The organism is Haloprofundus marisrubri (assembly GCF_001469955.1).
Taxonomy (GTDB): domain Archaea; phylum Halobacteriota; class Halobacteria; order Halobacteriales; family Haloferacaceae; genus Haloprofundus; species Haloprofundus marisrubri.
On sequence record NZ_LOPU01000029.1, the window covers coordinates 306,281 to 330,319 of the forward strand.

Here is a 24,039-nt window from a genome sequence, read left to right on the forward strand (position 1 = left end):
TCTCGGACTGCTTTCTCGAATCTTGCGTACTCGATTACTCTCGGTCCGTTATCTAGCCAACACCGTCTTTCACGCATTTCTCGTGTTGTATAGATATCAAATAGATTTATTGTATTCTATTCCAGAAGGTTTTCTAACTGGAGACACCCGACCAATGACTTTCATTTCGCATACGCTGAACACCCCTTTCTCCGAGTCGCAGTAAGATGGCCGGAAGAGCATCCCCCGACCTCGGCCGAGAGGATATCTTCTACATCCTCCGAAACAAACGACGCCGTTTCGCACTCCATCATCTGAAACATCAAGGCAAGCCAGTAAGCCTTGGTGAACTCTCGACTCGAGTCGCTGCTTGGGAAAACGAGGTAAGCGTTGAGGAAGTGACGACGACGCAACGACGTCGCGTATACAACTCTCTTCAGCAAAGCCACCTACCAGAACTCGTCGACGCAGGGCTGGTCAATATGAACGATTTGGATATTGAACTCACTCCGCGTGCAGATACACTGAAAGTGTATCTCGAGGTCGTCTCTGGACGGGACATTCCGTGGAGTGAGTACTACCTTGGGCTTGGATTCGTTGCCCTCGCGCTCCAGGTGGTTACTTGGCTGGATGTGGGTGTGTTTGCTTCGTTCCCTGACGGCGGTGTCGGTGTCCTTGCGATCACAGCATTTGTCGTCTCTGCTGGAATCAACTACTACACACAGCGACGTGGCCAACTGGGGAATACCTCACTCCCTCCTGAACTCAGAAACTGACCTCTTCACGGCACGGCCCAAAACAATAGACAGAGTTCCTTGCTGTACGCTCAGGGCGTTCGGTCACTGATAGAGCGAAACTCATCGACGACTATTTCCAGACGATGCCGTCTGCTTTCTGAGACTCCGGAACTGCCGTTGAGAATCAAAAATAAACCAGCAACATGATGGGTGCCACCAGTTTATGATCGCCTTTGCAGGCCACCACATTCAAGATTAAAATACATTCTATTAAAACTACTTGTCCGAAGATATCGGTTGTTGGAACTCAAGAACGACTCGTCTAAGACTCTACGAGAGACACTTCCGGCTACTCTAAGGACTCTGCGTCGTACTCGACGATCTCGGTAGACTCACAGGCCGAACACCGCTCACACTCTGTGTGGTGGGTCGTACCGCAGCGACGGCACTCATAGATTGGCGCAGGTGAAACGCCCCTTCCAAGCACCCGCTTGACTAAATTGAACATAGATTTTCAACGGCCAACTGCAGGTCGTCTAGTCAGTTGGTAGCATAGTCACTACAAATACTCTTTCAATGCAGAGTGTAAGTAAAATCGGATAACAACGGCTGAACGCACATTCAACGCTATGTCCGTTCAACCCTCTACGTGGTCATGAGTTTGGATGCTTCCAGTCAGCGTATTCTGACTACGCTTCGATCGACCGGTATCCGTCTTCCCACCCACGTCGATTGCGGATTGCTTCTCTACCTTTCTCGGTGATTGCGTAGTAGTTGGTTCGTCGGTCGATCGGTCCCTTCTCGACGTAGTCCTTGTTGACGAGGGTGTCGAGATTCGGGTACAGTCGCCCGTGGTTGATTTCGCCATCGATGTACTGTTCGAGTTCGGTTTTGACCTCTTGTCCTGACGGTCTTTCGAACCCAGAAATCACGTACAAGAGGTCTCGCTGGAAGCCACTCAAGTCGTGCATATGATATCATCCACAAATTTGTATATAATAGTTCGTAGAGTCATCTGCGTTGACAATTATTGTGGCGATTGATATCTCTTGGTTTCCGTCAGGACGCCAATTCCACAAAATAGCGCAGGAGAAAAGTGCTTTCTAGGTTCTATCGAAGCCCGAGTTCGACGAGCCGTTCCTCGAACGCTTCTGCGGTCATGCGACCGACGGCAAAGACTCCATCAACGGCGACAAGCGGGTAATAGTGACGCGTCTTATCGGGTCTCCACCCGAGGTCACGTCTGCACACGCAGACGAGACGAATGAACTCTCGGTCGATTTTCGCCGAGATCTCGTCGGGCAGCACAACAGCATGGTTGTTCCACGTCGTCGATTCCTCACTTTCGGTATTGACGTTCTGGTCACAGTCTCTGCACATCCACACGAGATTCTCCGCCTCAGTGTTCTCTCGTCTCCCGTCGAGGTGGTGGACGCGAAGTTCGTCGTCTGCACCGCACACAGTGCATTGCTGGATGTCTTCTCTACTGTGACCCGCTGTCTCCCTCGCTTCTGGCCCCCGATTTCCTTCCTGCATGCGTACTCTGAAACACACGCCAGTCAATCATAATGAATGTATGGACTCACAACTAATACCTAGGTACCACTCTCTGCGCACATCTACCGGTGCGTTCTGCTGTCCGACCGAAATGGTTGACCCACCGATTTTTGATTTCGAGATTCATCTTTGGCCTAATCATAGCGTTTATGACTCGGCGATTTATTCCACAATACGATGCTTACTGGGTGGCGGTACCGGGTCGTCAGCGTCGTCGGCGCTGCCAGCCTCACCGCCCTTGCGGTGTACTTTGCCAACCACCCACTGGTGCAGTTACTGTTCACGAGCTACGTCCCTCTGTTCAATCGCCTCGATTCGACTGTACTGGAGGGAATTTCTCTCAACCGTGCCGTCTGGACGACGATTCTCGCCGTTCTCGTGAGTTTGGTGCCGTTGTATAAGCCGCGACCACGTCGAATCCTAGACGTCGTTTCGCTCACGCAGAAGCACGTCCTCATCGCTGGCCTTGCGCTTGCGACGTTCGGCTACTTCGAGTGGTCACACAGACTTCCACGAGCGACGCTCGTTGTCGTCGTCTGTGTGTTGTTGGTCGCCCTGCCAGCTTGGTTCGTCTGGATTCGTCGCCGTCCTCCGGTCGACTCCGGACGAACGGTCATCGTCGGCGACGACCCGACGCTCATCGACCGTATCGCGGGTGAAGTCTCACTACCTGTACTCGGATACGTCTGTCCAACAAGTGCACTTCCAAATCGACGCGCGACAGTTACCGGAGAGACCGATGTGAGCGACGCGGTGGCTGACGGTGGTACAATGCTACCTGAACTCTCTCACCTCGGAGGGTTCTCCCGATTAGACGACGTGCTCGTCGAACAGCACATCGACACCGTCGTTCTCGCGTTCATGCGCCCAGACCGTGCAGAGTTCTTCGGCGCAATCGATACCTGCCATGAACACGGTGTCGAGGTGAAAGTCCACCGTGATTACGCAGATTCGGTATTGACCTCGAAGGCGAGTGCAGGGACGCTCGTCGACGTCGATGTCGAGCCATGGGACATGCAAGATTATATGCTCAAACGAGCATTCGACGTGGTGTTTGCGGCGACGGGGCTGTTAGTGTCCACTCCGCTAATGCTGCTTCTGGCAGTCGCTATTAAATTGGATAGCGAAGGACCGATTCTGTACAGTCAAGAGCGTACTGCTGGTTTCGGCGAGACATTCGAGGTGTACAAGTTCCGGACAATGGTTCCGGAAGGAGAATCCTCGACTCCAATCGAAGACGACGATAACGATCGGATCACGCGCGTTGGACGTGTACTTCGTCGAACTCATCTGGACGAACTACCACAGCTATGGGCGATCTTGGCTGGGAAGATGAGCACTGTAGGCCCAAGGGCTGCGTGGACAAATGAAGAAGTCGCGTTGGAACGTCAAACCGCGATGTGGCGGAAACGGTGGTTCGTCAAGCCCGGACTGACCGGACTAGCGCAGATCAACGACGCGAAGAGTACCGACCCAGACGAGAAACTGCGATACGACTTAGAATATATCCGTCGTCAGTCGTTCTCCTTCGATGTGAAGATCATTGTGCGGCAGGTCTGGAAGGTATTCGAAGACGTTTGGTCGACTCTGCGGTGAAGGATCCGGGAACGAGACACTGAACCGCAATCGGTGCGCTCTTGCGTGCGACGCCGGACGGATTTCGTATGCGAATTCTTCGCGTCGCGCAGAAACTCTATCCGGAAGTGAAAGGCGGTGGTCCATATCACGTTCATGCGATGAGCCGCGACCAGGCGGCGATGGGTCACGACGTAACCGTCTTGACCGTCAGTGACGATATCGACAATCCTCATAGGGAAGATCGAGACGGGTACTCTGTCGTACGGTACCCGACGACCGTGAGTGCACTCGGAAACGATATTTCTGGTGGCGTTGCATCCTTCCTCCAGACTGCTCACTCTTATGACGTAATTCACGCACATTCGCATCTGTACTTTTCGACGAATCTCGCGGCCCTGAAGCGACGGTCGGGCGATATTCCGCTGGCGATAACGAACCACGGGTTGTACTCGCAGAATGCGCCAGAGTGGCTGTTCGATCTGTACCTGCGGAGTGTTGGGCAGTGGACGTTCAACCAGGCCGATGTAGTGCTCTGTTATACGGAGACGGACAGACAGCGGGTTCGTAGTTTCAATGTAAATTCGCGTATCGAGGTTGTCTCTAATGGTATCGACACAGAGCGTTTCTGTCCGAGTGGTCCGAAGAGCTCTCTGATTGAGGACGAGGTGCCGGTTGTGCTTTTCGTCGGCCGCTTGGTCGAGGGCAAACAACCTAGAAAAGTAATCGAATCTCTCGCATTGCTTCGAGAGAAATGCCCTGACGCTGAACTCTATATCTGCGGAAGCGGTCCGTTGCAAGGTGAACTCAAAGAACTCACCGAACGGTTAGAACTCGCAGACGCTGTTCACTTTTTGGGTTACATATCCTACGACGAGATGCCGCAGGTGTACCGATCCGGTGACGTGTTGCTACTCCCGAGTCGTGCAGAAGGCCTACCACGTACAGTTTTGGAGGCCATGGCTTCGGGGTTGCCGGTTGTTGTGAGCGAGCTTGAACAGATGACTGATGTCGTCGGCGACGCTGGGTATTTTGTTGATGCCGAGGATAGTCGATCTATCGCCCAAGCACTCGTCTCCTGTCTCGATCACCAAGACTCGAATGTGATAGGTACACGTGCGAGATCACGTATCGTCGAACAGTACCACTGGCCTCGGACTGTGGAAAAAACCACAGACGTGCTTACATCGTTGGTGGAAAGAAATCGATATATGCAATAGAGCTCTTCGGACGAATATGGCTCGCGACCTCGTTGAGATAATCAAGCACTCCGTATTCTATCGTAGCGCGATGCGAGTGCGCGAGTGGGCTGAGGGAACTGCTGCCACGACTCTGTTGAACGACGAACGAGTCTTAGTCGGACTTCTCGGAGTATTTTTGATATTCAGTATCGTTCGCGTGCTGTCTTCCGGCATGGACGTGACTGTTAAATTTCTCAGTTTCGCTCTCCTCTTCGTGGTCCTTACCGCGCTGACGTGGAACTACACCGAGCCACTGACGGAACACTAATTCCCAGCGTTGAATTACTGGTGCAGCCATGATGACGAGAAGAAACTCGAAGACGATTCTGTGACGGACGTTCGTTCCGAAGTTCGAGTTGATGGCTCCATAACCCATGATACCGGCGAGATAGACGACAACTAAGAAAACAGCCACTGTTTCGTCATACTCACAGTGGTACAGAGAGCGTACCGCGCTAACGAAGAGGATAATTACAATGACTGTTGCGGCAAACGCGAGGAGATGAAAGATCGACTCTATGTGGAGCGGGAACGGTGCAAACTGGAAATAGAGCGCTCGTGCTGGTGCCACGAGTAGGAAATCGAGCCAAGAAGTGTACTGCATTCCTTCGAGATAAACAGCGCCACCTGATGCGCGGTACGCAAGCTGGTAGTTGGCACGCTCGAAGGAGTAGAGAAGTTCGGCGAACAACGCGAATCCGACGAGCCCAATTCCTCCAAGAAGTGTTGTCAATGCTGGTAATGAGATATCCGACTCTAATGCCCGAAGAACTTCTACGACTCCAGCTGCAGCGAGTCCAAGCAAGAGAACAAGTGCAAGTTCGGGACGGAGCAAATACACGAGACCCCACAGCGGCGGGAGTACCAGTCCTCTGACCTCGTCTCGTGAGAGCATACACTGAATTGATAGGCTGAGAAACACGAAGAACAGACAGACCGATAACGCATCTCGCATCGGCACAGCAAAAAATAGGAACGGAAGCGGAAGGAACAACACGAGTGTCATCACTCCGTGGCTTCTGTCGGAGAGGTTCGGATACAGTTGTCGAACGATGTACGAAATGGGGGGGTAGACGAGTACAGCCAGAAGGGCGTTGAACACTGAGACTACTGCTGGATCTGGCGAGAAAACTACGTACAGTAGGCCTTGGAATGTCCCAAACGACGCAACAGTTGATGATGCAGTTACGGGACCTCCGGTCGCAAACGCTACTGCGGCTTCATGGAATTTACTGATATCCCACGAGTACGGAACATTCGGAATTAAAAGGAGTGACACTATTAGGTGACCAATGAACGAGAGTGTCGCCATGAGTCGATAAGTCAAATCCCCGTAGTAACGCACTAGGAGAGCAAGAACCAGAGAAGCCGTGATGACGGCGTAAACAACCATCAGGCGAATAGGGTCTATCGCCATACAAAACTCATTCGCTAACCGACTGATGGAGAACAGTTTTGGTGTCTCAGGAAAAATTTAATTCGTTCAGAAATTCCGGTAGCGTCTCTGTGTAATTGTCATTGTTCTATCATTCGTTCGTATATTTTCTCGGTGCGTTCGGTCAGAACCTCGAAATTCCGTTGTTCTGTAGTGTAACTGTGGCCACGAGATCCCATCTTTCGTCGAAGTTCTTCGGAATTCAAGAGTTTAGAAACTGCCACCGAGAAGTCGGGTACGGTGTAATTGACAGCAAAGCCACCACCAGACGCATCAAGTACCGATTGTTGATCCGGGGTCGCCGAGGCTACCACGGGTGTACGTAAACTCATATATTCGAGTGTTTTAATCGGGGCATTCGTTCTGAGAAGCCCATCCGTCGGGAGGGGAGAGACACCTACATCGGCGGCAGCCACCGCACGATGGAGTTCATTTCGATCGGATATCCAGCCTGTGAACGTGATTTTCGACGACATCCCTGACTGCGAAGCGAGGCGCTGAAGTCTCTCTCGGTTCTCTGGGAACCGTCCCCCGGCAATCACCAGTTCGGTATCGTGTTTTTCGTTTACTTCTGCAAGAACGTCAAAGAGGAAATCCAAGCGACGGAGAGGGGTCAGCGTACCCATGTAGAGCATCAGGTACTCGCTTTTGAGACCGTATGCTTCCCGAAAAGGTTCTCCGTTCGGAACTTCGTCTATGACCTCGGTTCCGGTGGGTAGTACCTCCATTGGCATCTCGTAGCCTGATTGACTCAGGTACTGCTTCATCGCTTCGCTGATTGGGAGTACAGTATCCGCGTTCACCGCAATAGTGCGACGTAACCGCTGCCCCAAGTGACCTTTTACCCACGCCGCTCGATTCTCGAATCCCTCGTGGTAGCCCTCGACGAGCGTTTCGGCTTTCAGATGTGATATTTGATGAGCGAACGCTACGTCGCGAGTGTTCGCGATGTGTGCTGCAGCAAGTCCCATCGGGAGGTCGTTTCGGACGTGAACGACGTCGAAGTCGGCGAAGTCGATATCCGTTGAGAACAACGCGTTCTCGGTTATTCTTCCAGTTCGGTAGCGGAGGTAGTTTCGAACGGGGTTGAACGCTGTTGTCGGCAGAACGTAGACATCTGAGTGATTCCACGTTTGGTGCTCGGTACACGTTTGATTCGGGTCATCCGGTCGCATCACCCACGTCACGTCGTGGCCGCGTTTGACGAAGTTCTCGGCGTAGACGTTCGTTAGAAACTGGTGGTCGCAGGGGTAGGTCCAGTCGGTGAGTAATAGGATGTTCATTTCATCTTTTTCCGTTACAGCGATTAGGTAAAAGTGGCACGTTCATCGCCGTGTCTCTCTGCGCTATTCTGTTGCCACTCTTGTGAACTGTTTCAGAATAACTCTCCGTGAGAATTTTATACCTAATTGGATTGGCAGAGTATGTAGTGAACGAATCTAACTCTTGGTCGATGAATGACTGTCTGACATTTCTATATTTTCGTTACTGTCCTGCCGGTGGAACAACAGATATCCCACCACAAATTCGGAGTGCCATCTCCAACCAACCTCTTGAAAGTTCCAAACAGAATCTACTAGAACGTGGTAAACAATGTGTACGGGATTCTATAAAAAAATATATCGAAGATGTGGGTGAGAATAACACACATGTAGTTCCTCTTAGTGGTGGACTTGACTCCCGGACAATACTAGCGGGTCTAGTCACGAGCGACGAAATAGATCAACAAGATGTCATAACTGTGAGTTTTGGATCTCCCAAGACATGGGACTTTGAGTTAGGACAGCAAATTGCAAGAGCCGCAGGCGTGAAAAACATTGCAATAGACCTCACGAGCTCTGAGATAGATTGGTCTATAGACAAATTACTTAACGTTGCGCAGTTATCCTCGAAACCAGTACCAATTTTAGAAGCACGGGCCAATCGACTCCCTATCGAGAATTTTGAACAGGAAAACACCGTCTTTTGGTCTGGATTCATGGGTGACCCTAGTGTGGGATCCCACCAGCCCTCAGATCTTCATGGCGATTGGGAACTAGCCAAATCCGAGTTCATAGATGATAATTTGATCATGGGCGATTCTCTACTCCATAAGCCAGATTTCTTTGAGCATTTGCCGAATGAAGCATATTTTGATGAATCACTTCTGAGCTATGAAGAGCAATTAGACTTTGCTATTAGACAGGAGAACTATATCCGACCAACAGTTGTACCTGACAAACAATATCTCACACCATTTTTCTGTGATGAGTGGCTCTCCTTTTGGCTAAACATTCCGAGAAATCAACGTAGAGGCCGTAAGTTGTTTAGACGGGTTGTTTGTTCAGCATTTCCGGATCTATTTTCACTCCCATCTAGCACAAATTATGGACTCCCGATTACGTCTTCCAGACTATTAGGGAACATTAATGGTGTGAAGAAAATTGCCACAAATTGGCTGACCAGCAAGATATATGCGAGAACATACACACATCCGAATACCAATTATTTAAATTTCGGACCCTCACTTCGGGGGCCTAATCAGTTGCATAAAAGTGCCGAATATCTTTTAGAATCATTTGAAGAACGAGACATCTTGGAAACCAATCTCAGTTCAGTATGGAACCGGCATCAGGCCGGTGAAGATCATACAGAGTTAATCCGTTCGGTCATGTCTCTTGAATCTCATATGCTGTCCAATCAATAAATTCTCCCAAGCAGGTCTTTAATTAGGTTTCCAATCATAGTCTTTAGGTCTCTCAACTTAATACGTCGTATCAGTCTGAACAGAATAATTGCCCGCTCCTCTTTGCGATTTGTAACTACTGTTTTCCCCAAACTTGTGAAGTATACACGATTTTTCTCCAGTCTATTTATTTCCTGAACTGCGTCTGTTACGTCCCCTCCCTGACGAGCTCCATGACCATTCACTTCTTTGAGTCGGCCGTGGAAAACCTTCACTCTTCGACTCACACGGCCGTACGTTCGGAAAATACAATTGTACTCCCGAGTTAGCGTGTGTATCCCTACGCCCGAATTGTAGAGAGAGCGTCTAAACGAAGCTTGATCTGGTGGATGATCCATGACACAATCACAATCATATCTATATTCTTCTCTCCAATCTGAAAATAGATTGGATACATCTTCATTAGATTTGAATGCGATCACTCCAGTATTGTATTCTGGCACACCTTCGGGTAGTGTGTTTAAGGGATGGTCTTTGGGGACATTCACCTCTCCAAAGTTGTATTCTGTAAGATTATGTGCCGCAGCCACGTCCCATTCGTTTAGAATCTCAAACAATTCATTGACTCCCTCTCCAAGATAAATATCTGTGTCAAAATAAATGGTATTTTTAAACGGAGTTTTGTGTATGTTCTGTACTTTAACCCCAAAGTCACCAGAATTAGTCTGTGACTCAAGTACAATATCAAAAATACCTGGGGGAGAATCAACCCACTTTCTACTGGTAACTAGTGCAATCGGAATCTCTCCCATAGTCTCTCTGACTGACTGTGCGGATTTTTCTGCTTCTTCGATGAAATCATCTTCCGTAGCTATGTATAATATGCCCCTCTCAGGAGAAGACGCAGAAACATTATCGAACATACAAAAAAGACCTGTTTAGAATTAAAAAACCTTCCCATCAGACATCGATTCATTCAAAATTTGAACTATTCATCGGTCATAATTTTTACCTACGAATATTGTATATTATACAACTCTCCATACACTCCATTGTTTGAGAGAAGCTCTGCATGTGTCCCCGATTCCACTACTTGTCCCTTCTCCATCGTGTAAATCCGATCAGCGTTCGTCACCGTTGACAACCGATGCGCGATGACCAGCATCGCGTAGTCGCGCTCCATCCCCTCGATACCCTCGTGTACTCGTCTCTCCAGCGATGTGTCAAGGTCGCTCGTCGCCTCGTCGAGCACCAGCAAGTCGGCATCCTTCAACAACGCTCGCGCGATGGCGACGCGCTGACGCTGCCCACCCGAGAGCATGACGCCCTGATCACCGAGCACTGTCTCGTAGCCGTTCGGCAGGTCGTCAACGAACTCAGTGATCTGGGCAATTTCACAGGCTGTTTCGAGTTCGTCTCGTGAGACGCTTCGGTTGCCGATGGTGACGTTCCGTTTGAGCGTGTCGTTGAAGATGTGGGGGTCCTGTCTGACCACGGATACGCGCGAACGCCACTCCTCTATACCGACCTCCGTGTGTGGCGTTCCATCGGCGGAAATCGTCCCCTCATCTGGGGTGTACATCCGCGCGAGCAGCGAGATGATAGTCGATTTGCCTGCCCCCGAGGGGCCAACGAACGCGACGAACTCACCACGGTCCACGGCAAAGTCGACGCCACGAAGTACTGGTTCGTTCTCCTCGTCGTAACTGAATCGAACGTCGTCGAATGCGATGGTGTCGATGCGGCCGGACAGCGGTTTCTCGCCCTCACTGGGTTCACGGTTCGCCGAGAGTTCGGCGACGAACGCCTGTGTCCGGACGAGATGCGGAAGTTCACCTTCGACACGGTAGACGAGTCGGTTCAGGTTGCTCACCTTCGGTCCGAGGCGGAACATCGCAAAGAGGAATACTCCGAGTGCTCCAAGTTCGAGCGACGAGAACGTTAGTGCGGCGTAGATGAGTACGAACACGCTCACCGCTGTCACCAACTGATAGAAGTTCGTTATCGCCGACTCGTTGCGAAGCAGTTTGATCCGCGAGCGCTCAAACTGTTCGACAGATTTGGTGAACCCCTCTCGAAGTTCGCCGGCGAGACCAAACAGTTTCACGTCGCGTATCCCCTGCGTTCCAGCCTGTGCGTTCTCCTGAATCCCCTCTTTCGCGTCGGCCACCTCGTCACCCAGCGAGTAGCCGCCCTCCAGAACGTTTCGGAATAGCACCGCTACCGAAGCGAGGAGCGCTGCCGTGACGACAGTCAGTACGGGTGCAAGATACAACGCAATGGCGACGTACATTAACGACAACATCGCCTGCTCTACGGTTTGGAGCGCGTAGCGAATCACGCGCCCGGCGTACTCCGCCTGCGTGACGATAGCGTTGAGGATGTCGTCAGAGCCCTCCGTGTCGAAGTATCCGATTTCCGCGTTGAGTGCATTGTTGAACGCCTCTTGCTGTAAGTGCCGGACGTACTGCGTCTCTATGGCACCACGGAACCATCCAACGAGGAAACTTGACGTGAACCTGACCGTCATGATTGTGACGACACCTAGGACAAGATAGCCCATTGTGAATGGGATTCCGAGGATGCTATAGATAGAGAAAAATAATCCGAGCAACCCATCTGTCTCTCCTGGGTTGATGCCGCCCGCCTGCGCGAGTTCTACAATTGGTAGGATGAAGCTTAGGCCGAACCCCTCCAGCACTGCTGCGACGATGCTGAAGCAGACGACTGCAGAGGCGAGTTTCGGCTTGAATTTGGCGACTCGATACATCGCACGCAGCTTCTGACGCCAGTCGAGTTCGACGTTCGTATCTTGGAGAGTAGACATGGAGCTAACCGGGGTCCGTTGGAGAATTTCTCACCGGGGCGAATACAAAACGGCGTCGTTATCCGGTTGTGACTATCCCGAAGATAGACGTGGTGATGTCCCGCAAGAGGAGGACGGAGAAAGGCAGAGAATTCGAACGACTGGGGTTCGAGTCTCTCACGACGACCGAACAAGCGGCTCGTACCACTCCCGATTCTCGTCGTACCAGTCGATGAACTCTCTAACGCCCTCCTCGATGGACCGCGATGGTTCGTAACCAATCGCTTCCTGTGCTTTCTCTACAGATGCGTGCGTGTGCTCCGCGTCGGCTTGACGGGGCTCTTCGTAGACGATATCGAGTTCGGGCGCGAGTTGGTCCCGAACGGCTACCGCCAACTCCCGAATCGAGATGTTGTCACTGCTACCGACGTTCAGTACTCCACCGTCCGCGGCGTCGGTTGCCAACAACGATCGATTCGCGTCGACAATATCGTCGACGTAGGTGAAATCCCGTGTCTGCGACCCGTCGCCGTAGATGACTGGCGGCTCGCCGTTGTAACACCGAGAGACGAAGTTCGAGATCGCCATATTCGGTCGCATTCGTGGCCCGTACACCGTGAAGTACCGCAGACACACGGTCGGTAGGCCGTGAAGTTCGTTGTACACTCTAGCGTAGTGTTCGCCGGCGAGTTTCGTCACCCCGTAGGGGCTCACCGGCTCTGTCTGATGCTCTTCGGTGTAGGGTAGCGACTGCGGTTTTCCGTATACTGACGATGAACTAGCCAAGATAACGCGACGGGTTTCGCTCCGTGCAGCCGACTCCAGTACATTGACTAACCCACCGAGATTGATGTCGGTCACCTCCCGCGGTTCGTCGACGCTGGTCCGGACTCCCGCCTGTGCGGCCTGATGGACGACGGCCTCGGCGTCGCAGACGAGGTCAGACACCAGGTCGGAATCGCGTACGTCGCCTTCGATTAGTTCGTAGCTGCCCTCACTGTCGGCAGCGACCGCTCGACACCGTTCGACAGTCCGTCGTTTGATCCCGAGATCGTAGAAGGGCTCGAAGTTGTCGAGGACGGTGACGTCGTTTCCCTCCGCGACGAAAGCCTCGGTCAGGTGGCCGCCGATAAACCCGGCACCACCAGTGACGAGTATTCGCATCGCTCGGGGCGAATACTTCATCGGATATAACATCACCGAGATGTGAACGAATCAGTTCCCACCCTGCCCTGAAAGCTGGGCAACCTCTTCTGGGTTAGCAGCTTCCCCTCGAATCTCTACTTGATTGATTGCTCCTTTGAATCGTCGCTCGTCATTGACAGATGCTCCGATTCTGAGATGCTTTCGGCTAGGGAGCCCTGTTTCGATTCCTCCACGACGCACCTCCTCGCCGTCGATGTAGAGACGGACTTCCGAGCCGTCCCGAACGGCAGCGAGATGATGCCATTCGCCGTCGTCCACGTGTTCTGTGGAGAGTACTGTCGCGCTGGCCTCCGAGCCATCACCGAGTGCAACCATGACACGGCCTCTCCAGAGCGCGAGCTGATACCCTTCTGTCCCTTCGTAGGCACCATTTTCGCTGTTCGAGACCAAACGAGGGTACTGTAGTCCGTTACGATAATCTACTCCTTCATCTGTTCGAATCCACGCCGACACGGTGAGTCCTCCCTCACCACTCAACTCCTCAGCATCAGGTACAGATACCGACCCACTTCCGTCGAATTCTAGAGCGTACCCGTCGAATCCTTCTGCCCACGTCACCCCACTCACGGAACCGTGATAACCTCCTTGTGAGTCGAACACAAATTCCCCACGCCCTTCGTTGAATGACCATACTGCACGCGAACCTTTCTCAGGGGTGAACCCGCCAGACTGAACCGCCTCTTCCGAAACTTGGTATCGTTGTCCAGCCAACAAATACTCACCAGCGTACGGCACCCGAACTGCATACCACCCGTTCTCAGTCGGTTGCACAGACCGCTCATACGTAATCGACTCGTTGCCGACGTTGGCCTCCGTCTGCACTGTCTGACTTCCGCCGTCACCGCGTCCAACGAGTACAGCCCCCGGAGCGAGACCGAACACTTTCCGCGAACCATCGGTACTCGAGTACAGCGCCTTGTAGTGCCCGATACCCGGTATCGAACCGTCGCCACCACCGTACTGCGAATGAAGTCGCGAGTGGAGCGACTCACCCCCTCGACCATCACCGGCGATAGCTGGCCCATCCTCAGTCACGATGAACCCAACACGGTCTCGCAACCGTCGGTACCACTCCTCGCCGTCTCTCGACCCGAGGAACTCACGATAGTTATTGAACGCGAAGCCGTACGAATCTGAGTTCCCGTTCACCAAGTAATTATACGCCCGATTCCAACTCCACTCGCTGAACACGTAGTTCTCGGGATACTCCAATCCCTTTTCCTCCGAATACTCACGCATCCACATCGCGGCATCGTACAGCCCATCTGGAACCAGCAATTGCCCGGTCTTCACCGGAACTTGGACGAAACTGAAACTTCCGGCGAACAGCCCAAGACCCAACAGAGACATCGCCTCACGACGCTCCGGACGTTCCAACCCGACCGTCTCCCCCATTGCTTCACGTCCGCGCCGACCGGACTCTACCTCCGCGAACGGTTTTGGCATCCGCATGGCGTCTATCTTCGCCGCCAGATGAACGAATCCCAGTCCCGCAAACACCGCGAGGAACACTGCCAACTCACCGGCGAAGCGCAACTGAACCAGCGCCAGCGCTAGGAAATACCACGTGTAAATCCCCATCGCCAACCAGCCCGGTTCGTACTCCCGGGACGACCGAAGCAGCGCCCACCCGGCGTACGGAAGCCCCAAGAGCACAAACAAGCCGAACGACAGCAGCGGTCCGACGAGCGACCCCTGGTCAGCACTCACCAGTGACTGCGTTTCTGCGATCCCCTCCGTCTCAAAGAGGAACTGAACCCCGCTCTGAAGTTCCGCACCCATCTGCGGGATGACGAAGGGCAGAGCTCCGAAAACGACGACGCTCGCGACGACCTCTCCACCGAGGAGCATCCGTGCGGACCACCCCTGTCTCAACGCCAGTTCGGTGACACCCACTACGGCGACCGACCCGACGAACAACCCAGCAGGCGCGAACGCGACGGTCGTTCCGTGCCACCCCAGCGCGAAGTGCGCTCCCGCGGTCAAGATAGCAGCGAGTGCAAGCCCGCCGATAAGCCCACCCAACTCACGAGCCGGCGACTTCCCCGCCTGAACCGTCGTGGTCGCCCATCCGACGACGACCAGTCCCAGCGGAAGAATTAGCAATGGCCCGGCCTCCCACGCGAGTGTCTGTCCGGCGACGGCGACGCCGAACAGGGCGCTCCAGAACGCGGTTTTGGCGTCACGTCGACTCGGTTCTGCGGCCAACGAAACCAACGCCACTGCGGTCAGTGCCAGCCAGAAGTAGTCGAACGCGTGGTGGTCGGCGAAGCCGAGACTCGTCCGATAGGCGTAGGCGGGAATCAACGCCAGTGCCAGCACTGCTGCGAGCGCGACCCGACGGTCGTCGCTCAACCGGAGCGTCGTCAGATACACCAACGCACCAGTTAGCACCGCAGTGACGACGGGGTAAACCGAAAGGACGATTCCCGACGCGTTCGCGCCGCCGCCCAACAACTCTGTCCAGAACCAAAGCGTCACCACGAGCAGCGGTTCGCCGGCCGTGACCCGATGCGGTAGCGACGCCACCGCGCCGATGTCGAACGGGCCGTTCGTCTCCGCGGCCACGGTTTCGACGAGGTAGCGATAGAAGTACGGGTCGTTCGCCGAGAGGACGATAGCGCCTTCGCGGAACACCGCCGAAATAGAGATGAGTCGGACGAGTGCGAGAAAGACGAGCGCCCCCGCGAGTGCCAGTGCTGCGGTTCGGTCGACGCTCACGTTCGAGAGCGAAGGCATCGTCACCGACCGTGACGTGGATTTCGAGGTCGAAGGCGTCGCCGCTCTCTCGCCGTCGAGCGCTGCACGCACTGCCGCGGGGTCGCTGACGCGGTACCCACCGTCTCGCTTCTCGACGATGTCCGCCGCGACGATTTCGCCGAACAGTCCTGAATCGACGTCGACGTCGTCGAACGTCCACGTGCCGTGTTCGTCGGCGGCGAGGATAGAGCGCAGCGCCGATTCGGCGTTCGGGCGCTCCGCGAGGAGGGTAGTCGTCGCCTCGCGCGTATCTGTCATTGCACGCTACACAGTGAAAGAACGGTTAAAATCCTCCGAAGGCCGGTGACAGTCGCTTGACCCGAACGACGCCGAACTACGCCGTCTCGGCGACTTCTTCCTGCAACCGCCGCTCTGCTTCCTCTCTGTCTTCGGGGTAGCCGACGTCGACACGCCAGCCGTCGAGGCGAATCGCGTCGATGGTTCGCCCGCTCTGCAGCAGCAGGTTGATGGCGTCGGTTATCTCGTACTCGTCGCGGTCGGAGGGCTGGACGAGATGGCAGGCGTGGAAGATGGCCGGCGAGAACGTGTAGAAGCCAGTCATCACGAGGTTCGTCGGTGGCTCGTCGGGTTTCTCGATGACTTCGACGATTTCACCGTAGTCGTTCGTGTTACAGACCCCATAGCGACCCGCCTCTTCTTCGGGCACTTCCTCGACGAGGAACGCCGCGTCGGCGCGCTCTTCGCGTTGTCGACGGAGTACGTCGCCGAGGTTCGCCTCGAACACGTTGTCGCCGAGCATCAACACGAAGTCGTCGTCGATGTACTCTTCGACGGTCAACAGCGCGTGCGCCAACCCGTTCTGCTCGCGCTGGTGCGCGTACGTGATGGGGACGCCCTGGACTTCGTCGCCATAGTGGCTGATAACTTTCTCTTTCTTGTAGCCGACGACGACGATGAACTCGTCGGCACCCAAACGTGCGAGTTTCTCGAAACAGTGTGTGAGAATCGGTTGACCGTCGACTTCGACCAGTCCTTTCGGTTTCTCGTCGGTGAGCGGTCGCAGACGAGTTCCCTTGCCCGCCGCGAGCACGACTGCTTTCATACCACTCACCGAGAACGCATCGGATATGTGTCTTTTCACTGTGGATGAACTGATTCTTCGGTTCTCAGAACAACGGCAGTGCCCGCGTGAAGGTCCGAACCGCCGGCAATGCGAACTCGCCCGCGTAACCGAAGTACTCCCATCCCGAAAGGAGCAAGAACACCGTCGTCAGCCCACAGGCGACGCCGACGAGTGCTGCTCCAAGGCGCGGATACGAACCCTCGCCGAGCCCCGTCTCGGAGACGAGTACCCACAGCGCCAGCATCGCTGCCGCGGCGAGATGAACCAGCGCGTGGAGTTGAATCGCTTCACCCAGTTGGACGCCGTCGAGAAGCAGTACGAGCAGTAGAAGTTGACCGCCGATGGCGAGAGCACCGAAGTAACTCCACGCGAGCGTCGCCCACTCGCTGAGTGCCTCGCGGACGCTTTCGAGACGGACGGCGGCGTACACCAGTATCGGTAACAACGGTACGAGATACCGAACCGTCACCATCGCGTGCAGCGGCAGTCGATGCAGGTAGATGAGCGAAAACGTCCACAAACTCGCCACAGCCAGCAGGTCCGTCGCGCGCCTCGGGGATTGAAGCGACCTGCGGAGACGACGAAGTTGCTCGTGGACCGAACGGCGGTTCCACTCCCTATTGGTCCGCTCTCTCACTCGGCGGACTGTGAGGGGGACGACACCGATGAGCACACCGAGAACGGGCGCGGACTCGACGAACGCCATGTTGACCGCTTCGCCGCCGTCGTCGCCAGCTACGTGCGAAAGATAGCCACTGCGGACGAAGATGCGGTAGAGGCGAATTGGTTCGAAACTCGCAACCAATCCCTGTCGAACGTACTCAGCGAACAGCGCCGCCCGGTCGAGAGCACTGCCGAGAACTGCACCAATGGACGCAACGAGGCCAGCGGTCGAAGCGCTTCCATCGCTTCCGGTTCCGCTGTCTCCGCCAGTGAGTTCGCCGCTGGCCCCACTAGTTGGGTCGATTGTGAGCGCCTGGTCACCCGTAAAGCGCGTCCAGAGACGCGGCGGTGACAATGGATTGCCAGTCACTACGGCATTCGTCACCAGAAACGGCACCAACGAGAGCGCGAACGCCACGGCGACAACACCCAGTGTTCGCCAGTCGGTACGCCGCACGGTCAGGAAATCCACCGCGGCGAGTGCGACGAACAGCGTCAGCGCCTCGGCAGGTTGCACCCACGTCGAGAGTCCGACCGTCGCGTACGCTGCCGACCGAAAGCCGAGCGCCCGGTTTGGCCTCTCTTCACTGACTTCGCGACTTCGATAAAAGGTGTACAACACGACAGCGACGACGAGCGCCATCGTCGCGTGTCGCTTCGGCAGCGACGCCCAGAAGCCAACGGGTGTGGCAACTACCAGTATCGCCCCCGAGACGAGTCCGGCCCGTCTGTCGGCGACGCACGCGAGCAGTCGATACACGGCGACACCCGCGAGCGCTGCTGTGACCATAGAGGCCAGTTGCAACGCCATCAGAGGGAACCACTTCGGGTCCAACGGGGTCGCAAACAGAAGGTTCACGCCGAAGAGGCCAATGGCGGCGACAGCTCCGACAAGATTGCCCATCACCGGACGGTCGACGACTCTCCCGACTACGACGCATGCGCCTAGCACGGTGAAACACCAGAGACCGACGACGACGAGCCGGGGGTCCGCGACCAACGCACCCAGTTCCAACAGCCACAGAATTGGCAGCGCGAGCGCCATCTGGCCGTAGTTTCGGCCGTACAGATAGCCATCAACGACGTTCATGCCGGGTGTCGCACCGTCGGCCGGACCGTACCGAAGTTCGTCGACGTACAGATGACCGTCGGCAACGCCGACGAACGCGTTGGCGACGGTGTACGTGTCGTTGACGAAGACGCCGACGCGCCAGAACAGACCGAAGAAGGCGAGTGAGAGAAGAAACAGCGCGAGTCCCGACCGGTCGCCGAACACCGCGGCGACGATTCGTTGTTTCAGGTCCTTCACTCTCGGACCTCCACAGTGACCGAAACCTGTCGAAGCACCCGTGTTCCGGACTGACTACGCAACAGCACCGATACCTCTGCTTCGTAGCTCGACTGGGTCACTCGCCCCGGTTCGACCGGTCCGTCGTCGAGCGACAGTGCAAGCGTCGTTGGTCCATCTTCCGTATACGATTCGTCGAGGAACGCGGACGAACTCCGTTCGATGCCCAGGGCCGGAATCCGAATCTTGTAGGCAAGTATCGGCTGCCCGGTCACCGACTGGAGGTCTACCGTCGCGTCCGGCACCTGGAGATAGTACGTCTGTGACCCGTAGTCGCCTCGCTCGAGTCGAATCCCGTCAAGGTCAAGCGAGACGTCGGTCACCGTCGCGTTTCCGCTACCGAGTGCCCGTTCGGGAGCGCTCTGACTTTCCGTGTCTTCGGCAGTAAAATCGACGCCGGCGACGAGCGGACCGCTTGCTACCGAGAGAACGACGACGGCCAACACAGAGAGCCATACGGCGGCACCCGACGCTCGCATTCTATCTGCGAACGACAGAGAGACTGAATAAATGCGTCGGAACCGAGAGGCGGCCGCTCCGACTTTGTCGTTTGTGATCCAACCTACGACTGGCCGCAGTGACAAGAATGTATGCTCCAATTTCCCCAGACGGCGGCGCGTTTCTCCCTAACCAAGAGCGAACTCTGCCGCGGTAAGAGCACTGTTCAGCCACCGATTAAAGAGTGCTAACCGAACCTTCGGTGACGGCGACACATTGTTATACTTTCAGCTAAATTCGAAGAGCAATGACTACTCACCCAACCGTGTTCCGGCCCTGGAGGGGGTCTCGATGACGATGCGGTTCGGGTGCAGCGACGACGACGGTATCGAAGTTGTCGACCCCATCGAACGACATCGATACGAGCTCGGGACGCCCAGTGCGGTTACTCCCAACTCCATCGATATCGACGAGTTCCGCTTTCCGGTCGACGCCGCCGTCTCCTTTCGCACATCGTCGCTGACACTGCCGACCGTCGTCCCGATTTACGTCCGCGACACCGACGGGACGATGCTCGCACACGTTACTCCCTCGGACTCGCTTAGCCTCCCCGACGGCGAGTACGCTATCGAACTCTGTACGCCAATCAAGATGTATCTCCGGGTGTCGAGCGAACTCACCGTCGACCGGACCAACCAGAGTCTCGACTTCGGCGAGGAGACAACGGTGCTTTTGGGTGCGCGCTCGCACCACGAACATCCAGCCGGCACCATTACCGTCACCGACTCCGTCGAAGACGCGATGCGCGCCGTCTCGCTGTTCGGGTCAGCAGTAAAGACGACATCACCCGAGCGCTCTTACCCCACGCTTCGCGGTCATCCGCCGACGGTCGAACTCGGCGACTCTTTCGAGGCGCCTGAGGATATCGTCGCTCCCGAGACGGGAATCCGCATCGAACTCCCGCGCGAACGCTCGTACGTCTACGCTGCTGCACCGCTTGCATACTACCTCGGTGCGCGCGTCGAACCCGGCTCAGTGCCTCGACTCGTGACCGACTCAGGATTCGAACACCGCTTGGACACTCCAGACGGCGTCGAACGCGAACTCGAACACGTGCTCCGACACGTGTTCTTCTTCGACTGTCTCTGTCGAACCGAGGGACTGTACCAAGTCGACCTCCACGAGCGTCGCGCAGTCGAATCGACCGTCGACATCGACTTTGAACGGCTCTACGGCCTCCCCTCCGACGAACGACTCGAAGCGTACCTCTCGGTTCCGTACGAGACGCTGGAACCGCACCAACCGGAGTGGAAACTCGTCAGTCACGTCGCACCGAGCGCCCAGAGCGCGGAACTCCTCCCGTTCTTGGTCGACGACCTTGCAATCGTTCGCACGCCGACACAGACAAAGACGACGGCAGCACCACAGATACAGGTAGACGCAGTTCAGGAGTTCCTCCGCGACGGTGACGAGTTCACCCGGAGTACAGCGTCACAGCCGTCGTCGATGGAGTTCGTCGAACCCGAGTCGGCCGATGCGGTCGAACAGGCGTGGGTCGGCGAGGGAACACCCGTCGGCGCGAACAAAGCGACTATCGAAGCGTATCGGAATCGGCTCAGTCGGACGATGGCCGACGACGACATCGACATCGTCGTCGTCTGCAACGACACTCAGATGAGCGAGGAGCGCGACGACATCGACCAGGTGTACGGGTCGCGCGAGGAACTCCCGTTCGACGTGCAGATTCACCGCTCTCTCACCACCGACGAGTTGACCGAGGTGCTCCGCGAGGAGACGGAGTTCCTCCACTACATCGGTCACATCGACCAGGGCGGCTTCGAATGCACTGACGGCCGCCTCGACGCACGGGAACTCGATGACGTCCGTGTTGACGCGTTCCTTCTGAACGGCTGTACCTCCTACGAGCAGGGATTATCCCTCATCGAGGCAGGCGCTATCGGCGGTATCGTCACGCTCTCGGACGTTATCAACAGCGGAGCGGTGCGTATCGGTTCGACGCTCGCCCGCTTGCTCAACGGCGGCTTCCCGCTGTCGGTGGCGCTCGAAACCGCTCGTGGTGAGAGCATCGTGGGTAGTCAGTACGTCGTTGTCGGCGATGGAGGGTTGGCGATCACGCAGGCTGAAAGTGGGACGCCACTTCTCTGTGTGGTAGAAGAACACGAGAACAAAGGCCAGTACTCCATTCAAATCAGAGGATATCCCACTGATCGGTCAGGGATGGGTGGTCTCATTGTTCCCTACGTATCAAACAACGAGGAGTACACGCTCAACTCGAACAGTCAGCTTTCGTTCGAGGTCTCAAAATCGGAGTTGGCAGAGTTCCTCCAACTGGAGGGGATGCCCGTTCGTCTCCGTCACGAACTCCGGTGGAGCGACGAGATACCGCTGTACGAACTGTAGAATTTCACGGCCCAGCGACAGTACCTGCCGCCGCCGCTGCTGCGTTTCCTGCCTGTGTGAGCAGCAGCATCATCGTGAACACGACGCCGACCATACGGGGGTTGTTTGCGAGGTAGTCCGCCATTGCAGAGTCGTTCTGGCTCATACTACAGTCGATGGTCGGCACTGGCATGAATATATTTAAACACTTCCCACAGATAATTCAATAATATAATATCAGCATATAGACGGAATAACGCATCCGGAGGCTGTCACGACAGTCGCTAAGATACCGTTTCACACGGGGGGTATGTGATTCTTCCGCCAGTTCGTGTGCGCACTGAGGCTACGCCTCACTCGGCGACTTTGCGACCAGACAGCTTCCACTGCTGACTGTGACCGTGTCGTGACTTAGGCTCTGAGACCGTAGATGATACTCAGAAGGCCAACAACCTCGAATGTCTGGTTGACTACCTGTACTGCGACTTGACCACCGCTGATTGGCAGTGCAAGATACAGGAGAGTAATCGCAAGGGGAACTCCGAGTGCGAGAACGAACCCTAACGAGACGAACAGCATCGGTCGACTCTGGTTCCGCTGATACCCACGATAGGCAAGGTACGCGATGAACACGCCGAGTGCCGCCCCGAGTAACTCGTAGGCCATCAACCCTACTTCGACAGTGCTTGAGGGCTGCCCACTGGCTTGAAGCACGACCGACCCGAGTCTATTAGAGAGCGTCTCGAGCATAGTCACATCTCCCTGATGAGACGAGTGAATCGGTCGGCCATGTTTTCCTGTCGCCGAATCTGCATCGAGAGCGTTCCGTTTTCGAGCCCGATGGTAATCCGGTCAAGGTTCGGAACGTACACTTGCCGATGATGGCCACCCTCGGGGTCTGGACGGGTCTGTTCGACAACAAACTCCGCCTCCCGGAGTCGTTCGAGACGCCGATAAATAGTCGGGCCTGACGCCTCACAGTGCTGTTTCAGGGTACGTGCGGACATAGGTTCTTGGCTCGTTTTAGTGAGGATTTCTCGAACCGTCCGGTCTTCGAGGAGTCCGGCGACCGTTTCGATATCTGGGTTCTCCTCACTCATCGGGGGCTATTGAGTCACCTCACTCATTGACGACTATTCATGTAATGACCCTAAAGGGGTACCGACCACTTCAGGACCTGAAGTCCTGCTCGTCTCTCTATTTGGTGTGCCTTTGAACGACGACATGTGATGACGACGCGTCAAGAAACCGCTCGTAGTACGCGCCTGAGAACGATAGCCAATCGGTATCCCGCACCCACGTTCTTCGCGCTTGCGCTGTCGATCTCGTGGGGGCTCTGGATTCCAGTGCTGATGACCCAGTCCTCCGCGACGAATCTGCACATTCTCCCCGGTGGGTTCGGCCCTGCACTCGCCGCTATCGTCTTGCTGTGGGTACGCGGCAGTAGTATTCGTGCGTGGCTGCGTGAAGGGTTCGAATGGCGCGTCGGTACGCGCTGGTATCTCGTAGCGCTCGGAGTACCGGTACTGGCCGGAAGTGCAATGGGTGGGATTTTCGTCGCCACGACGGGTGACTTCGCTGCCGCTCAAGTCGCACGAATCGTGCCAACATATCCTGTTGCGCTACTGCTCGTGACCTTCGTCGGTGGTGGTCAAGAGGAACTCGGCTGGCGTGGGGTTGCACTACCGACTCTCCAAGAGCGTTTCGACGCCTTGACTGCCAGCGTGGTCATCGGCGTTGTCTGGGCAGTTTGGCACCTCCCGTTGTTCGTGTTCGACGTCCCGGGGTACGGTGGCCGGTCCCTCTTGCTCTATGGATTCCTCGTTATCGGATTCTCGATAGTGTTCACGTGGCTGTACAACAGCACCGATGGGAACATCTTCTTGGCGATGGTGCTCCACGGCGGAGTCAACGCAGCTTCGGGCATCGGGGGTGCGTTCGTCACCGACCTGTCGGTAGTTAATATCCCTGTTTTGGCCGCCTACGCGGCCCCGGTTTGGGTTGTCGCAGGAACCCTAATACTACGGTATGGACGTGAAACTCTCTCTGCGGACTCTACTCTCGGAGAGTGTACGAACGAAGCCGACGACTCAGAACAGTCACCGTCAACCACACAGAAAGCACTCTGATACGTCCAGTTCACCG

20 protein-coding genes are annotated in these 24,039 nt (G+C 55.4%); 6 read left to right on the forward strand and 14 right to left on the reverse strand.

The genetic code is table 11. The features are described 5' to 3' along the window. Nucleotides 1-206: 206 nt before the first annotated feature. The gene (locus AUR64_RS20510) at nt 207-755 is read left to right on the forward strand and encodes a DUF7344 domain-containing protein (RefSeq protein ID WP_155120592.1); all 549 of its coding nucleotides are present in this window, start codon (nt 207-209) and stop codon (nt 753-755) included. Nucleotides 756-1,405: 650 nt separating this feature from the next. On the opposite strand, the gene AUR64_RS11960 is transcribed toward AUR64_RS20510, so the two are convergent. Together AUR64_RS11960 and AUR64_RS11965 are read right to left on the reverse strand one after the other, a co-directional pair. Continuing rightward, nucleotides 1,406-1,687: a PadR family transcriptional regulator gene (locus AUR64_RS11960; protein WP_058582178.1), complete on the reverse strand. Its 282-nt coding sequence runs from the start codon at nt 1,685-1,687 to the stop codon at nt 1,406-1,408. A 139-nt stretch (nt 1,688-1,826) separates the two neighbouring features. Then, nucleotides 1,827-2,252 carry an HNH endonuclease signature motif containing protein gene (locus AUR64_RS11965; protein WP_155120593.1) on the reverse strand — a complete coding sequence of 142 codons (426 nt, stop codon included), beginning with the start codon at nt 2,250-2,252 and terminating at the stop codon, nt 1,827-1,829. A gap of 198 nt (nt 2,253-2,450) precedes the next feature. Between AUR64_RS11965 and AUR64_RS11970 the strand changes: the two genes are divergently transcribed. After that, nucleotides 2,451-3,869 carry a sugar transferase gene (locus AUR64_RS11970; protein ID WP_058582180.1) on the forward strand — a complete coding sequence of 473 codons (1,419 nt, stop codon included), beginning with the start codon at nt 2,451-2,453 and terminating at the stop codon, nt 3,867-3,869. 68 nt (nt 3,870-3,937) lie between these two features. Beyond that, nucleotides 3,938-5,068, forward strand: coding sequence for a glycosyltransferase family 4 protein (locus tag AUR64_RS11975; RefSeq protein ID WP_058582181.1), 1,131 nt, complete (start codon nt 3,938-3,940; stop codon nt 5,066-5,068). Between the two features lie 133 nt (nt 5,069-5,201). Here the strand turns inward: AUR64_RS11975 and AUR64_RS11980 are convergent, their stop codons facing one another. After that, the gene (locus AUR64_RS11980) at nt 5,202-6,482 is read right to left on the reverse strand and encodes a hypothetical protein (RefSeq protein ID WP_155120594.1); all 1,281 of its coding nucleotides are present in this window, start codon (nt 6,480-6,482) and stop codon (nt 5,202-5,204) included. A gap of 122 nt (nt 6,483-6,604) precedes the next feature. Beyond that, the gene (locus AUR64_RS11985) at nt 6,605-7,807 is read right to left on the reverse strand and encodes a glycosyltransferase (protein ID WP_058582183.1); all 1,203 of its coding nucleotides are present in this window, start codon (nt 7,805-7,807) and stop codon (nt 6,605-6,607) included. A gap of 146 nt (nt 7,808-7,953) precedes the next feature. Between AUR64_RS11985 and AUR64_RS20515 the strand changes: the two genes are divergently transcribed. Next, a complete protein-coding gene (locus tag AUR64_RS20515) occupies nt 7,954-9,210 on the forward strand; it encodes a 7-cyano-7-deazaguanine synthase (protein WP_155120595.1) in 1,257 nt (418 codons plus the stop codon). Here AUR64_RS20515 and AUR64_RS20520 read toward each other — a convergent pair. The 7 genes from AUR64_RS20520 to AUR64_RS12015 form a co-directional block, all read right to left on the reverse strand. Beyond that, nucleotides 9,204-10,112 (reverse strand): hypothetical protein, encoded by a 909-nt coding sequence (locus AUR64_RS20520; protein WP_155120596.1) that lies wholly within the window; start codon nt 10,110-10,112, stop codon nt 9,204-9,206. The genes AUR64_RS20515 and AUR64_RS20520 overlap by 7 nt on opposite strands. 89 nt (nt 10,113-10,201) lie before the next feature. Next, complete coding sequence (locus AUR64_RS11990) at nt 10,202-12,016, reverse strand: ABC transporter ATP-binding protein (protein WP_058582184.1); 1,815 nt, start codon at nt 12,014-12,016, stop codon at nt 10,202-10,204. 156 nt (nt 12,017-12,172) lie between these two features. Continuing rightward, complete coding sequence (locus tag AUR64_RS11995; RefSeq protein ID WP_058582185.1) at nt 12,173-13,159, reverse strand: GDP-mannose 4,6-dehydratase; 987 nt, start codon at nt 13,157-13,159, stop codon at nt 12,173-12,175. Nucleotides 13,160-13,210: 51 nt separating this feature from the next. Further along, on the reverse strand, nt 13,211-16,219 hold the full coding sequence (locus AUR64_RS12000) for a LamG-like jellyroll fold domain-containing protein (RefSeq protein ID WP_058582186.1): 3,009 nt from the start codon (nt 16,217-16,219) through the stop codon (nt 13,211-13,213). A gap of 76 nt (nt 16,220-16,295) precedes the next feature. Then, on the reverse strand, nt 16,296-17,024 hold the full coding sequence (gene aglF, locus AUR64_RS12005) for a UTP--glucose-1-phosphate uridylyltransferase AglF (protein WP_058582187.1): 729 nt from the start codon (nt 17,022-17,024) through the stop codon (nt 16,296-16,298). 64 nt (nt 17,025-17,088) lie between these two features. After that, on the reverse strand, nt 17,089-19,017 hold the full coding sequence (locus AUR64_RS12010; protein WP_058582188.1) for a hypothetical protein: 1,929 nt from the start codon (nt 19,015-19,017) through the stop codon (nt 17,089-17,091). Next, nucleotides 19,014-19,535 (reverse strand): hypothetical protein, encoded by a 522-nt coding sequence (locus tag AUR64_RS12015; protein WP_058582189.1) that lies wholly within the window; start codon nt 19,533-19,535, stop codon nt 19,014-19,016. Before AUR64_RS12015 ends, AUR64_RS12010 begins: the two co-directional genes overlap by 4 nt. Before the next feature lie 310 nt (nt 19,536-19,845). Between AUR64_RS12015 and AUR64_RS12020 the strand changes: the two genes are divergently transcribed. Continuing rightward, entirely contained in the window at nt 19,846-21,915 is a 2,070-nt protein-coding gene (locus AUR64_RS12020; protein WP_058582190.1) for a hypothetical protein, read from the forward strand. Between the two features lie 4 nt (nt 21,916-21,919). On the opposite strand, the gene AUR64_RS20940 is transcribed toward AUR64_RS12020, so the two are convergent. From AUR64_RS20940 to AUR64_RS12030, 3 genes are all read right to left on the reverse strand, one after another. Then, nucleotides 21,920-22,060 carry a DUF7503 family protein gene (locus AUR64_RS20940; protein WP_169794666.1) on the reverse strand — a complete coding sequence of 47 codons (141 nt, stop codon included), beginning with the start codon at nt 22,058-22,060 and terminating at the stop codon, nt 21,920-21,922. A gap of 245 nt (nt 22,061-22,305) precedes the next feature. Further along, entirely contained in the window at nt 22,306-22,644 is a 339-nt protein-coding gene (locus AUR64_RS12025) for a DUF7521 family protein (protein WP_058582191.1), read from the reverse strand. A 2-nt stretch (nt 22,645-22,646) separates the two neighbouring features. After that, nucleotides 22,647-22,994 (reverse strand): helix-turn-helix domain-containing protein, encoded by a 348-nt coding sequence (locus tag AUR64_RS12030; protein WP_058582192.1) that lies wholly within the window; start codon nt 22,992-22,994, stop codon nt 22,647-22,649. Between the two features lie 129 nt (nt 22,995-23,123). On the opposite strand from AUR64_RS12030, the gene AUR64_RS12035 reads away from it, so the two are divergent. After that, the gene (locus AUR64_RS12035; protein WP_058582193.1) at nt 23,124-24,023 is read left to right on the forward strand and encodes a CPBP family intramembrane glutamic endopeptidase; all 900 of its coding nucleotides are present in this window, start codon (nt 23,124-23,126) and stop codon (nt 24,021-24,023) included. The last annotated feature ends 16 nt before the right edge of the window (nt 24,024-24,039 follow it).